This is a genomic window from Arenibacterium sp. CAU 1754 (genome assembly GCF_054482635.1).
Window position 1 is genome coordinate 593,737 of the sequence record NZ_JBTLRG010000001.1, and the last position, 13,379, is coordinate 607,115.

The 13,379-nt window shown below is 59.9% G+C and carries 15 protein-coding genes; 8 read left to right on the top strand and 7 right to left on the bottom strand.

The window, feature by feature from the left end; translation table 11 throughout:
• The first annotated feature begins 34 nt into the window (after positions 1-34).
• The 4 genes from ACXYMO_RS02900 to grxD all read left to right on the top strand — a co-directional run bounded on the left by ACXYMO_RS02900 (position 35) and on the right by grxD (position 4,235).
• Positions 35-940, top strand: coding sequence for a LysR family transcriptional regulator (locus ACXYMO_RS02900; protein ID WP_458877877.1), 906 nt, complete (start codon positions 35-37; stop codon positions 938-940).
• A 316-nt stretch (positions 941-1,256) separates the two neighbouring features.
• A complete protein-coding gene (gene purL / locus ACXYMO_RS02905; protein WP_458877150.1) occupies positions 1,257-3,416 on the top strand; it encodes a phosphoribosylformylglycinamidine synthase subunit PurL in 2,160 nt (719 codons plus the stop codon).
• A gap of 143 nt (positions 3,417-3,559) precedes the next feature.
• A complete protein-coding gene (locus tag ACXYMO_RS02910; protein ID WP_458877151.1) occupies positions 3,560-3,796 on the top strand; it encodes a BolA/IbaG family iron-sulfur metabolism protein in 237 nt (78 codons plus the stop codon).
• 76 nt (positions 3,797-3,872) lie between these two features.
• Positions 3,873-4,235, top strand: coding sequence for a Grx4 family monothiol glutaredoxin (gene grxD / locus ACXYMO_RS02915; RefSeq protein WP_458877152.1), 363 nt, complete (start codon positions 3,873-3,875; stop codon positions 4,233-4,235).
• Between the two features lie 170 nt (positions 4,236-4,405).
• On the opposite strand, the gene ACXYMO_RS02920 is transcribed toward grxD, so the two are convergent.
• On the bottom strand, positions 4,406-4,807 hold the full coding sequence (locus ACXYMO_RS02920; protein WP_458877153.1) for a cell division protein ZapA: 402 nt from the start codon (positions 4,805-4,807) through the stop codon (positions 4,406-4,408).
• Positions 4,807-5,337, bottom strand: coding sequence for a hypothetical protein (locus ACXYMO_RS02925; RefSeq protein WP_458877154.1), 531 nt, complete (start codon positions 5,335-5,337; stop codon positions 4,807-4,809). Before ACXYMO_RS02925 ends, ACXYMO_RS02920 begins: the two co-directional genes overlap by 1 nt.
• Positions 5,338-5,593: 256 nt before the next feature.
• Between ACXYMO_RS02925 and tkt the strand changes: the two genes are divergently transcribed.
• Complete coding sequence (tkt, locus tag ACXYMO_RS02930; RefSeq protein WP_458877155.1) at positions 5,594-7,612, top strand: transketolase; 2,019 nt, start codon at positions 5,594-5,596, stop codon at positions 7,610-7,612.
• A 72-nt stretch (positions 7,613-7,684) separates the two neighbouring features.
• On the opposite strand, the gene ACXYMO_RS02935 is transcribed toward tkt, so the two are convergent.
• On the bottom strand, positions 7,685-8,110 hold the full coding sequence (locus ACXYMO_RS02935) for a DUF2267 domain-containing protein (protein WP_458877156.1): 426 nt from the start codon (positions 8,108-8,110) through the stop codon (positions 7,685-7,687).
• A 160-nt stretch (positions 8,111-8,270) separates the two neighbouring features.
• Between ACXYMO_RS02935 and ACXYMO_RS02940 the strand changes: the two genes are divergently transcribed.
• Positions 8,271-8,822, top strand: a complete 552-nt coding sequence (locus tag ACXYMO_RS02940) for an HPF/RaiA family ribosome-associated protein (RefSeq protein ID WP_458877157.1) — start codon at positions 8,271-8,273, stop codon at positions 8,820-8,822.
• Positions 8,823-8,888: 66 nt separating this feature from the next.
• Here ACXYMO_RS02940 and ACXYMO_RS02945 read toward each other — a convergent pair whose 3' ends face one another.
• A complete protein-coding gene (locus ACXYMO_RS02945; RefSeq protein WP_458877158.1) occupies positions 8,889-9,863 on the bottom strand; it encodes a DUF808 domain-containing protein in 975 nt (324 codons plus the stop codon).
• A 182-nt stretch (positions 9,864-10,045) separates the two neighbouring features.
• On the opposite strand from ACXYMO_RS02945, the gene gap reads away from it, so the two are divergent.
• Together gap and ACXYMO_RS02955 are read left to right on the top strand one after the other, a co-directional pair.
• Positions 10,046-11,050: a type I glyceraldehyde-3-phosphate dehydrogenase gene (gene gap / locus ACXYMO_RS02950; RefSeq protein ID WP_458877159.1), complete on the top strand. Its 1,005-nt coding sequence runs from the start codon at positions 10,046-10,048 to the stop codon at positions 11,048-11,050.
• A 74-nt stretch (positions 11,051-11,124) separates the two neighbouring features.
• Positions 11,125-11,268 (top strand): hypothetical protein, encoded by a 144-nt coding sequence (locus ACXYMO_RS02955; protein ID WP_458877160.1) that lies wholly within the window; start codon positions 11,125-11,127, stop codon positions 11,266-11,268.
• A 108-nt stretch (positions 11,269-11,376) separates the two neighbouring features.
• Here the strand turns inward: ACXYMO_RS02955 and coaD are convergent, their stop codons facing one another.
• From coaD to ACXYMO_RS02970, 3 genes are all read right to left on the bottom strand, one after another.
• On the bottom strand, positions 11,377-11,871 hold the full coding sequence (gene coaD / locus ACXYMO_RS02960; RefSeq protein ID WP_458877161.1) for a pantetheine-phosphate adenylyltransferase: 495 nt from the start codon (positions 11,869-11,871) through the stop codon (positions 11,377-11,379).
• Positions 11,872-11,945: 74 nt separating this feature from the next.
• On the bottom strand, positions 11,946-12,383 hold the full coding sequence (locus tag ACXYMO_RS02965; protein ID WP_458877878.1) for a CBS domain-containing protein: 438 nt from the start codon (positions 12,381-12,383) through the stop codon (positions 11,946-11,948).
• A gap of 60 nt (positions 12,384-12,443) precedes the next feature.
• A complete protein-coding gene (locus ACXYMO_RS02970; protein ID WP_458877162.1) occupies positions 12,444-13,352 on the bottom strand; it encodes a LysR family transcriptional regulator in 909 nt (302 codons plus the stop codon).
• Positions 13,353-13,379 lie beyond the last annotated feature (27 nt).

Below are 13,379 nucleotides of genomic sequence, written 5' to 3' on the forward strand. Positions count from 1 at the left end.
TCAGTATGCAAACCATATGCCGAAAGAACAGAACATGGACTGGGACAAACTCCGAATCTTCCACGCGGTGGCCGATGCCGGCAGCCTCACCCACGCGGGTGACCGGCTGAATCTGTCCCAATCCGCAGTCAGCCGTCAAATCCGTGCCTTGGAAGATAGCCTGAACACCACGCTTTTCCACCGCCATGCGCGGGGCCTGATTCTGACGGAACAGGGCGAGTTGCTGTTTGACGCAACGCGGTCGATGTCCAAACGGCTCGAAGCCGCCGCCGCCCGCATTCGCGACAGCGAAGACGAGGTGTTCGGTGAATTGCGCGTCACCACCACATTCGGGTTCGGGACCCTCTGGCTCGTCCCGCGGTTGCCCAAACTTTATGAAAAATACCCCGGCCTCAAGATCGATCTCATGCTGGAGGAACGGGTCCTGGACCTGCCAATGCGCGAGGCCGATGTCGCCATCCGCATGAAGGAACCCAGTCAGGCCGACCTGATCCGCAAACGTCTCATGACGGTGCAGATGCTTCTTTACGCGTCGCGCGATTATCTCGATCGCAACGGCACGCCCACGCAGATGGAGGACATCGCCGATCACCGGCTGATCTGCCAGAACACGTCTTCGGCCCAGGTTGGCGCCGGTGCTTCGCTGGTGCAGCATCTGATGGCCTACAACCCGCATTCCCTGTTGAACGTGAACAACTATTTCGGGGTCCTGCAGGGCGTCATTCATAACCTCGGAATCGGCGTTCTTCCCGATTATGTGGTTGAGGATTTCCCGGATCTGGTTCGCATTCTGCCGGAAATAGAATCAGCCGATGTGCCCGTATTCCTTGCCTATCCCGAGGAATTGCGCCAATCAATGCGGGTTTCCGCCTTCCGCGATTTCGTTCAGGACGAGATTATTGCACATCGCAAGCAATTGAGACGGATAGGAAAAATCTAGACATGCAAAAAACGCATGGCGGCAATGCTGCATCTGCGGCATTTTGGTCCTTGAATGGCCACATTTCGCTGCCTAAATGAGCATCAGAAAGCAGATGTGCTTTGTTGTGCATCACTTTCTACCTCCCTGTTGGACTTCGGCCGAGCTTAGTGCTCGGCCTTTTTTTTACTGCATGGACTCATGCCTGCCATTGGCATTCTTTGTCCGCCGGTGAACGAAAAGGCGCGAAAAAACGTCGCCTATGCCCCCTGCCCACCTTCCCCCTTGCCACGGCTTGCCCTACATAGACGGCAAATTTCGCGCGCCGGGGGTACCTATGAACGAGCCGCAGATCACGACAGACCTGATTGCAGCACACGGGCTCTCGCCCGATGAATACGAACGTATTCTCGACATCATCGGTCGCGAACCCACGTTCACCGAGCTGGGAATTTTCTCAGCCATGTGGAATGAACACTGTTCCTACAAGTCCTCCAAGAAATGGCTGCGCACCCTGCCGACCGAGGGCCCGCAGGTCATTTGCGGACCGGGCGAAAACGCCGGCATCGTCGATATCGGCGATGGTCAGTGCGTGGTCTTCAAGATGGAAAGCCACAACCACCCCTCCTACATCGAACCCTATCAGGGTGCCGCGACCGGCGTGGGCGGCATTCTGCGCGACGTGTTCACCATGGGCGCGCGCCCGATCGCGGCGATGAACGCGCTGTCCTTTGGCGAACCCGATCACCCCAAAACCCGCCGCCTTGTGAATGGCGTGGTCGAAGGCGTCGGCGGGTATGGCAACTGCTTTGGCGTTCCCACCGTCGGGGGCGAAGTGCGGTTTCATCCGGCCTATAACGGCAACTGCCTCGTGAACGCCTTTGCCGCCGGTCTGGCCGACAGTGACAAGATTTTCTATTCCGCGGCCTCGGGTGTCGGAATGCCGGTCGTCTACCTGGGCGCAAAAACTGGCCGCGACGGGGTTGGCGGGGCCACCATGGCCAGCGCCGAATTTGACGACACGATCGAAGAAAAACGCCCCACCGTTCAGGTTGGCGATCCGTTCACCGAAAAACGCCTGATGGAGGCGACGCTGGAGCTGATGGCGACCGGCGCCGTGATCTCGATCCAGGACATGGGCGCGGCGGGTCTGACCTGCTCGGCCGTCGAAATGGGCGACAAGGGCGGCTTGGGCGTCAAGCTGAACCTCGATGACGTGCCCCAGCGCGAAGAAAACATGACAGCCTATGAAATGATGCTGTCGGAAAGCCAGGAACGCATGCTCATGGTTCTCAAGCCCGAGCTTGAGGCCGAGGCGCGCGCCGTGTTCGACAAATGGGACCTTGATTTCGCCATCGTTGGCGAAACCATCGCCGAGGACCGGTTCATCGTCGTCCACAACGGCAAGGTCATGGCTGACTTGCCATTGGCCACCCTGTCGGGGTCGGCCCCGGAATACGACCGCCCCTGGGTGGAAACCCCCGCCGCCGAACCGCTGGGCGACGTGCCGCAACTCGACCCCATTGATGCGCTGCGCGGTTTGCTGGCTTCGCCCAACTATGGGGCGAAACAGTGGGTCTATGAACAATACGACACCATGGTCATGGCCGACACCGCGCGCACTCCGGGCCTCGGCTCGGGTATCGTGCGGGTGCATGACACAGACAAGGCGCTGGCCTTCACGTCGGACGTGACACCGCGTTACGTCAAGGCGAACCCTTATCAGGGTGGCGCCCAGGCCGTGGCCGAGGCCTATCGCAACCTGACCGCAGTGGGGGCGAAACCGCTGGCCACCACCGACAACATGAACTTTGGCAATCCGGAAAAGCCCGAGATCATGGGCCAATTCGTTGGCGCAATCAAAGGCATAGGCGCGGCCTGTCTGGCGCTGGATATGCCCATCGTGTCGGGCAACGTGTCGCTCTATAACGAAACTGATGGCAAAGGCATCCTGCCGACGCCCACCATCGGCGCCGTTGGCCTGCTGGCTCATACCGATGACATTATCGGCGACGAGGTCCGCGAAGGTCACGTTGCCCTGTTGGTCGGTGAGACCAAGGGGCATCTGGGCCAATCCGCCCTGTTGGCTGAGGTGTTCAACCGCGAAGACGGCGATGCGCCCCATGTCGATCTGGACGCGGAAAAGCGCAACGGCGATTTCATCCGCGACAACCGCACCCTGATCAAGGCCTGCACTGACCTGTCGGATGGCGGTCTGGCGCTGGCGGCATTTGAACTGGCCGAGGGATCGGGCGTTGGCGTGCATCTTGACGATGCCCCGACCGAGTTCCTGTTTGGCGAGGATCAGGCCCGGTATCTCGTGGCATGCAACTTCGATCAGGCCGAGGCGCTGATGTCCGCCGCGTCGGCGGCTGGCGTGACCGTCACCAGCGTGGGTAAGTTCACCGGCGACACGGTCCGCATCGGCCACAGCGAGGCCCCCCTGAGCGATCTGGCTGATCTCTTCCGCACCAGCTTTGCCGCTGCGGTCGCTTGATCCGCAACATGTCCTGACCTTAGACATGCGGGGCGATATCGCCCCGCATCGAACGCCGCGCCAAAGGTTTGTAATGCAACGCTCCCTTGCGCCGCTGCAATCATCATCCTACATCTGATCCAAGACCTTCAGGAGAGCCACAAATGCCAATGCAAGCCCATGAAATCGAAGACCTCCTGCGCGAAAGCTTTCCGAATGCACAGATTGAGGTCGCCGGCGAAGACGGTGTTCACATGTCCGCCATGGTGATCGACGAAAGTTTCCGGGGCAAGAACCGGGTTCAACAGCAACGCGCCGTCTATGCCGCGCTCAAGGGCAAGATGGATGGCTCGGCTGGCGAATTGCACGCGCTGGCCCTGACCACCCGGGCCCCTGACTAAAGCCTATTCAACTCATTTCTTCGGATCGCGCGCTGCGCGCGCCTGCAACGAAAAACCGGACCAAAGGAAACCGCGAATGACCGACACAGCCACACAGATCAGCGACACGATCAAAGCAAACGACGTGGTGCTTTACATGAAAGGCACCAAGGAAATGCCCCAGTGCGGGTTTTCCTCCCGCGTGGCCGGCGTTCTGAATTACATGGGCGTGGATTTCGCCGATGTGAACGTGCTGGCCGACGAAGCCATCCGTCAGGGGATCAAGGATTTTTCCGACTGGCCGACCGTCCCGCAACTCTATGTCAAAGGCGAATTCGTGGGCGGGTGTGATATCATCACCGAAATGACCCTGTCGGGCGAACTCGACACGCTGTTTGAAGAAAACGGCGTCGCCTATGACAAGGACGCCGCCAACAAGATCCGCGAAGCCAACGGCTGAGCGTTTCCACGGCTCCAATCAGACATCTGCGGTCCCCCGGAAACCGGGGGGCCGCAAAGCGCCCCTGTCAGGGGTAAAAATCCCACGAGTGCACCCCGCAAAGACGGGCGCAAAGGCCGACGCATTGCATCGGCACTCAATCTTTCCAAATACCTAGAACGATTGCCGGGTCAGCCCTGCGCTGAGGTCTTTTCCTCGACCGCCGCTGCCAATGCTTCGGCGCGGGCGGCAAGTTCGGCCAGCGTATCTGTCACCGCAGGCGGAACCACGGGCACTTCGATCCGGTCCGGCGTCGGTGCCGGCTGATCCCGCAGCTGGTCCAGCTCGGCCTCTTTCTCGGCCAGTTTGGCCTCCATTTCGCGGATGCGATCCTCGACCGAGGCTGTTTTGTCCGCCAGCATCAACCCCGCCATCAGCAACATGCGCGATTCCGGCATGCGCCCGATCTGGTCGGACAGGACCTGGGCCTCGTCATCCAGCATCTTGGCAGCGGAATAAAGGTAGCTTTCTTCGCCCTCCTGGCAGGAGACGTCAAATCCACGGCCACCGATTTGAATTGTGACTTCGGGCATTATTGTTCCTCCCCTTCGGTCAGATGCGGGCTGTTCAGCATCGGTTCGAGCTTGGCCAGAACCGCCGCCACCTCGGCTGAATCGGTGGCCCGCGCGGCGCGCAGACCTTCCAGTTCAGACAACATCGCCTTGTTGATCAGATGCGGCTCCCCGACCCCGGCCTCATTCGCGTCGCGCAGCAATGCGTTGCTGTTGCGCAGCTGTTCATTGGCCTGGCGCAGGCGCTGAACGTCGCCGTCAAGTCGAACCATGGCTTCGGATTGCGTCTGCATCTCGGCACGCAGCCGGTCCAATTCGTCCGAGCGGTCCAGTTCAGCCCGCAAAGCGGCCATTTCATCGTCATGCTTGGTATGCAGGGCGCGCAACCGTTCCTCAAGCTGCGCATTGGCCAGCTTTTCCGCTTCCAGCGCCTCGGAAAGTGCGGTGGTGTCGCCGGCCTCGGCCGGGCGCTGCCCCATCAGTTCGATCCCGGCGCCAATCTTGTCCATGGCGGCGGTAATCCGGCTCTGCAATTCCTCGATGTTACTCATGCCCCTCACCATTTTGTCCTGTCAGACGCGGTAAACCGTTTTGCACCTGCCACCGCCGCAAAAAGCGAATCGGCGCGGCCTCCGGCCTTTGGCGCAGTTTAGCCAATGCGACGGACAAATTCCCACCCTTTGATTTCAGAGACTTGCGGCGCAGTCCTCAGGTAGCGGCGAAACCTTGCCGCGCTATTGCTTGATCTTTGGCAATCCGCTGCTATTCACCTCACAAACAGCCGCAAAAGCCAAAGGAAACAGTTCCGTGGACCTCTCAGACCTTCGCAAGAAAAATCCCGATCACTGGAAAAAGGCCGCCGCTATCCGCGCGCTGACGCTTGACGCCATTCACGCCGCCAATTCCGGCCACTCGGGCATGCCGATGGGAATGGCCGATGTCGCCACGGTCCTGTTCGAAAAACATCTCAAGTTTGATGCCTCTGCCCCCAACTGGCCCGACCGCGACCGGTTCATCCTGTCGGCGGGGCACGGTTCGATGCTGCTGTATTCGCTGCTCCACCTGACCGGTTATGCCGACATGACACTGGACGAGATCAAGAATTTCCGCCAGTGGGGCGCGCGCACCGCGGGCCATCCGGAATATGGCCATGCTTCGGGTGTCGAAACCACAACCGGCCCGCTGGGTCAGGGGATTTCGAATGCCGTCGGATTTGCCATGGCCGAAGAAATCCAACGCGCCCAGTACGGCAAGAAGGTCGTTGATCACTTTACCTATGTGATCGCGGGTGACGGTTGCCTGATGGAAGGGGTGAGCCAAGAGGCCATCACCCTGGCCGGGCGTCATCAGCTGGGCAAGCTGATCGTCCTGTGGGACAACAACAACATCACCATCGACGGCACCGTCGACATTGCGGACGCCACCAATCAGGCCATGCGGTTCAAGGCCTCGGGCTGGCATGTCATCGAAATCGACGGCCACGATCCGCAAGCCATCGACGAGGCGCTGACCGCCGCGCGCAAAAGCCGCAAACCCTCGATGATCGCGTGCAAGACGCATATCGCGCTTGGCTCGTCGGCTCAGGATACGTCAAAGGGGCATGGCGCCCTGACCGATCCACAACTGATTTCGGATGCCAAGGCCGCCTATGGCTGGACCACCGGACCTTTTGACGTGCCCACCGACATCAAGAAAGACTGGGAGGCCATCGGGTCGCGCGGCTCAGCGGCGCGTGCGGAGTGGGAAGAGCGGTTTGCCAGCATCAGCGAACGCAGGCAGGCCGAATTCAACCGCGCCTATGCCCGCGAAGCGCCCAAGCGTCTCTCCGCCGTGATCAAGGCGCTCAAAAAGCAGAACTCCGAAGCCGCTCCCAAGGTCGCCACGCGGAAATCCAGCGAAATGGTGCTTGAGGTCGTGAACCCGGTGATGGGCGAAACCGTCGGCGGCTCGGCCGACCTGACCGGGTCGAACAACACCAAGACCGGCGATCTGGGCGTGTTCCTGCCGGAAAACCGCAAGGGGCGCTATATCCACTACGGTATTCGCGAACACGGCATGGCCGCGGCGATGAACGGCATGGTCCTGCATGGCGGCATTCGCGCCTATGGCGGCACGTTCATGTGCTTCACCGACTATGCACGCCCGGCGATGCGTCTTGCCGCGCTGATGCGTATTCCCACCGTGTTCGTCATGACTCATGACAGCATCGGTCTGGGCGAAGACGGCCCCACCCACCAGCCGGTGGAGCACCTGGCCATTTCGCGCGCCACGCCCAACACCTGGGTTTTCCGCCCGGCCGACACGATCGAAACGGCCGAAGCCTGGGAACTGGCGCTGACCTCCAAGGAAACACCGTCGGTCCTGTCGCTGACCCGTCAGAACCTGCCGACCGTGCGCACCGAACATAAGCAAAAAAACCTGACCGCTCAGGGCGCCTATGTTCTGGCCGACGCCACGGCCAAGCGGCAGGTCATCCTGATCGCCACCGGGTCGGAGGTCGAAATCGCCCTTCAGGCGCGCGAAACGCTTGAGGCCGAAGGCATCGGCACCCGCGTCGTTTCCATGCCCTGCATGGAACTGTTCGCCGCGCAGGACGAAGCTTATCGCCGCAAGGTTCTGCCTGGCGGTGCGGTCCGCGTCGGGATCGAAGCCTCGGTGCGTCAGGGCTGGGATCGCTGGCTTCTGGGCGAGCGTGGCCGCGAGTCCAAGTCCGGGTTCATCGGGATGGACAGCTTTGGCGCCTCGGCCCCGGCCGAAGTTCTGTATGAAAAATTCGGCATCACCGCCGAGGCAACAGTTGCCAAGGTCAAGGACCTGATGGGCTGATCCACACCCCGGTCATACCATGATACTCAAGGGGGCCCGCAGGCCCCCTTATTTCATTGGGGCGCGCTGAAGTCAGCCAAACATCTCCCTGATTTCACTTGAAAACGTCGCTTCAACCTGGTTCATCTCGCCGCCCGACACATGGGCGCGCAACACGGCCATAACCGCGGCGATGAGGTCTGGCGCGTCATCTAGTGGGTCGGTGACGAAATCGGCCTGCACCCGCGCGATGAATCCATCCGATTTGCGCTCTTTCGCCGGTGTCTTGGACGGGTTCCACCCCTCGTAATAGATCCCGCGGATCAAGAGCGGCAGTTGCGCGGCAAGTTGCGCGGCTTCGTCCACGCTCAGATGATCCCGGATCACATGCATGACAGAGCGCAGCAACCGATAGGACCTCTGCTTGTGGTCCCAACCGATCCGTGCGTCCAGATCATTCAGCCATGCGTTCGTTGTGTGCACCGCATCGTCAATTATTTTCAGTCCATAGGCCGACATGTTCGCCTCCGTTTTGGATTTCAGACGTGCAATTGGACCCGATTTCGACGCTGCTGGCTTTGATGTGGGTCAGCCGTGGTCAATTTGACTCAAATCATCGCCAACCCGTTTCTTCCGGTCCAAGATTGGTTAAATCGCAGCTTCGAGGAAAGGCAATTCTATGGAACATGAACCGCAAATCTCGTTTCGGGGTCTGGACCCCACCCCCGATATTCTTGATGTGATCAAAGACAAGATCGCCAAACTGGAACAGGTGCATAACCGGATCACGTCGTGCCGCGTCATTGTGGAACAGCCTCATCAAAAGGGGACCAAGGGCCATATCCATCACGTCTCGATCGAAATCGAGGTGCCAACGGGCCGCGTGATCGTGAACCGTAAACCGGGTGACGTGAATGCCCACGAGGATCTGCGCGTTGCCCTGCGTGACAGTTTCAATACCGCCCGGCGTCAGTTGCTGGGCCAACTGCACCGCCACGATCCGGTTCAGGTCAAAAGCCATCCGGAAAAGGCACAAGGCACCGTTGTCGACGTCTTTCCCACCGACGGGTTCGGATTTCTCGAAACGCCCGGCGGTGAAGAGCTCTATTTTCAGCGCGACAGCATGGCGACCGAGGAATGGGATGATATTTCGGTCGGCAGCACGCTCCATTTCTCGCGAATGGATGGTGAAAAAGGGCCCTATGCCGTCAACCTGTCACTGCGAAGCTAAACAACCGGATGATCCGGCGCGCCGCGCGGCCGGATCATCCAGGGTATTCGGGATGGGCTGAGCGCGTCAGTGAGCGTCAGGTTTTGGCTTTCCAGCAACCATCAGGAACAGCGGCTTGATCACCTTGAGAGCGATGGGGATCAACAGCATCCCCAATACCAAACCGAAGAGCCCGTCCAGCGCTGCGGTCACCAGCCATTTCACAAAATCGACCGGGCCACTGACCATATGTGAAACCACCTCGGCCTGATGGTGAATCCACTCGTAGGGCAGATGCCAGCCCAATTCGTGGAACCCGTGGATGATGATCGATCCGCCCACCCAAAGCATTGCGGCGGTGCCGACCGTCGTCAGGACCTTCATCAACCCGGGCATCGCCCGAACGATGCCCATTCCGAACCGGCGGGTTGGTGAGAACCGCCCGTTTTCGGCAAGGTAAAGGCCAAAGTCATCGGCCTTCACGATCAGGGCGACGCTGCCATACACCGCGATCGTGATCCCGATTGCCACGATGGCCAGCGTCGCCGCCTCCATCCAGATGTTGCTTGGCGGGATTTCGGCCAGCGCGATGGTCATGATTTCGGCCGACAGGATGAAATCGGTCTTGATCGCGCCCGCGGCTTTCTGTTCTTCCAGATGCGCGGGATCGCCGGGTGCGTCCTCGGGAAAAACCTGATGCGTGTCATGCGGCACCAACAGGTGATATACCTTCTCCGCCCCTTCAAAGCACAGGTACGCGCCCCCCAGCATCAGCAGCGGCGCGATCAAAAACGGCGCGAACTGCGCCAGCAGCATCCCTGCGGGCAGCAAGTAAATCAGCTTGTTCTTGAAGGACCCCTTGGCAATGCGCCAGATGATCGGTAATTCGCGATTGGCCTCAAACCCGTGCACATATTTCGGTGTCACCGCGGCATCGTCGATCACCGCGCCGGCGGCCTTGGCCCCGGCCTTGGTCGCCTGCGCGGCAATGTCATCAACAGATGCGGCCGCGACCTTTGCAATTCCTGCCACGTCATCCAACAAAGCCAACAGGCCACTCATATGCTCATTCCCCAAACTTTTTTACGTTTCCAACATTACCTTATCCCCAATCAGGGGCAAGCGTTAGCGCAACCGGCCCAAGTTTGCGCTAACACGCTCATAATGCGTCGTTTTTTCCCTTTAGCCACACGGCGCGGATGTCTATATCCCGCACAACGCCAGTTCATTCGGAGTCTCATGTCATGACCATCAATGTCGGTATCAACGGATTTGGCCGGATCGGCCGTTGCACCCTGTCCCATATTGCGGCCAGCGGTCGAAACGACATTCGTGTGGTCAAAGCAAACGCAACCGGCCCGCTGGACACCGCAGCGCACCTTCTGCGCTATGACAGCATCCATGGCCGGTTCGGTCACGACATCCGCGTCGGTGATCGGACACTGGATCTGGGCCGGGGCGAGATCGAGATGTTCTCGACCTATGATCCCAAGGAACTGGACTGGTCCGGCTGTGACGTGGTGCTGGAATGCACCGGCAATTTCAACGACGGTGAAAAGGCCGCCGTTCATCTCGATCAGGGGGCCAAATCGGTTCTGATCTCGGCGCCGGCAAAGAACGTGCAGAAAACCATCGTCTATGGCGTCAACGACGATACGCTGGCCCACGGCGATACCATGGTGTCCAACGGGTCGTGTACCACAAACTGTCTGGCGCCGCTGGCCAAGGTGCTGGACGAGGCCATCGGCATCGAAAGTGGCATCATGACCACGATCCATTCCTATACCGGCGATCAGCCGACCCTGGACCGCCGTCACAGTGACCTCTACCGCGCACGGTCCGCCGCAATGGCGATGATCCCGACCTCGACCGGTGCCGCCAAGGCCCTGGGTGAGGTTCTGCCCAACCTCAAAGGGCGCCTTGACGGTTCAGCGATCCGCGTGCCCACGCCCAACGTCTCGGCCGTCGACCTGACATTCCGGGCCGCACGCGAGGTCACCGCGGAAGAGGTGAACGCAGCCGTGGCCGCCGCGGCCCTTGGCCCGATGGGCAAGGTTCTTGCCTATGATCCCGAACCCAAGGTGTCGATCGACTTCAACCACACCGAGGAAAGCTCGATCTTCGCGCCCGACCAGACCCGCGTGATCGACGGGCGCATGGTGCGTGTCCTGGCCTGGTATGACAACGAATGGGGCTTTTCGGTACGCATGGCCGATGTGGCCGCGGCGATGGGCCGTCTCAACCGCTAAGCCCTCTGGCCCCACTTGTGAAACACGGCCCCGTCAGGCATATCTGCCGGGGCTTTTTTCATGCGGGGGCCGAGATGACAAACCAGATCGCCTTTGTGCTGGGCGCGTTGATTTTGATTGCCGTTGTGGTCAGCGCCCTGCTGGCGGGATCCGACAATTTTGTCTTTCTCGGCAAAAAGCTGTTCGAACTGATCGAATGGATCGCGTTCTGGCGCTAAACCGCCACGGGATCCCACCGGTGACGCAAAAGACTTGCCCATCCGCTTGCTAATCAAGAAAGGGAATGCGTGCGCAGCACGCGCACTTGGGTCAGGTTAGCGCCGCGATCACTTGCCCAGACGTTTTTTCAGGGCTTCGTCGACCAGCGGGGTGACGAATTTCGACGTGTCCCCGCCAAGCCGGGCAATTTCCTTGACCAGCTTGCTAGCAATCGCCTGATGGCGCGCATCCGCCATAAGGAATACGGTTTCGACACTTTCGTCCAGAGCACGGTTCATGCCGACCATTTGAAATTCATATTCGAAATCCGCCACCGCGCGCAGACCGCGCACGATGATCTGGGCGCCGACATCATGGGCGCAGTCGATCAGCAGGTTTTCGAAAGGATGCGCAATGATTTGCGTGCCGGTCTGCTCGCTCAGCTTCGCGCATTCGGCCTCGATCATGGCAACGCGCTCTTCGAGATTGAACAAGGGGCCCTTGTCGCGATTGATGGCGACACCGATGACAAGCTTATCCACCAGCAAGGTTGCCCGACGAATAATGTCGATGTGCCCATAGGTTATCGGATCAAAGGTCCCTGGGTACAGCCCCACGCGCATGGCATCCTCCTGCCTTGAAAGTCATGCTGCGCACGCAAACATTCCTGACAGAAAAATGCAAGTGCCGGGCCGCCTCAATGGCCCATGATCATGTGTTCAAGCGCCTCTTTTTCCATCGAGATTTCCGACAGCTGCGCCTTGACCACGTCGCCAAGTGTGACCAGCCCGACCATCTTGCCCTCTTCCACCACGGGCATGTGGCGGAACCGGCCGTCGGTCATCATTCCCAGGATGTCCTGCGCGCTGGACTGGCTGGTGCAGGTCACGAGTTTGCGGGTCATAAAGGCGCTGACGGGCTGTTCCATGCAACTGGCCCCGCGTTTGGAAAGTTCGCGCACGATGTCACGCTCCGACAGGATGCCGATCGCGGTCTCACCGCCATCGTCCGAAACCACGACAGACCCGATCCGGTTTTCGGCCAGAACCTTGGCCGCATCGGCAACGCAGGCATCGGATTTTATTGTCAGAACACCCGAGGTCGACTTTGATTTCAGAATCTGTTGGACAAGCACGCCTTCTACCTCCGTAATTTTCATTCGCTGACCCAAGCGTTGCCGCAATAATTGCACCTGTCAAGTTAGGCTTTCCAGTCGGTTGACTTCGGCCTTCACCCCGTTGCTGAGCTGGGCCGCAAACCGGTTCAGCCGATCGCTGCGCTGATCACCCTGATGGCGCACCATGTAAAAGCTGCGTGACAGGCTGATTTGGTCGGCAAGAACCTTGCGCAGGCTCTTGTGCGAGGGCAGCGTGAAATCATGCGCAACGCACAGCCCTGTGCCCTGTTCGGCCAGTTTCAGCTGCACCGGAACGGAATTCGAGGCCAGAGGAACGCGGCTGACATTCAATTCGTTCAGGTAATCCAGTTCCGCATCGAAAATCATGTCCGGGATATAGCCGATCATGATCCGTCCCTTCAGGTCGCCCAACCCATGAATCGGCGCGCTGTCGCGCAGGTATCTATCGGCCGCAACAAGGTGAAGCCGATAATCGGTGAGCTTTTGCACCAGAAGTTGCCCGGCGGTGGGCGGGCTGACGGTTATGGCCATATCAGCCTCGCGCCGGGACAGGTTAACCACGCGCGGCAGGGCCACGATCTGGATATCCAGACCGGGGTTGCCCCCGGCAATCCGGGCGCAGACCTGCGGTAGAATATAGTTGGCGCAGCCATCCGGTGCGCCGATGCGGATTTGCCCGGTCAGCCCCTCGCTGGGGCCGGTCAGGGATTCGACACCTGCGCGCATGGCCTGTTCAGCCTGTTCCCCGTGGCTGAGCAGGCGTTCGCCCGCCGCACTCAGCGCATAGCCTTGGGGGGACTTCACGAAAAGCGGCACCTGCAACGCCGTTTCCAGCCGGGAAATGCGCCGCCCCACCGTCGCCGGGTCAAGTTTGAGCACCCTGCCCGCGCCCGACAAACTTTCGTGACGGGCGACGGCAAGAAAGATTTTCAGATCGTCCCAGTGCGGATCGAATGTCCCGGCCATTTTTACCCTTTGCAGAAATGCAAAACC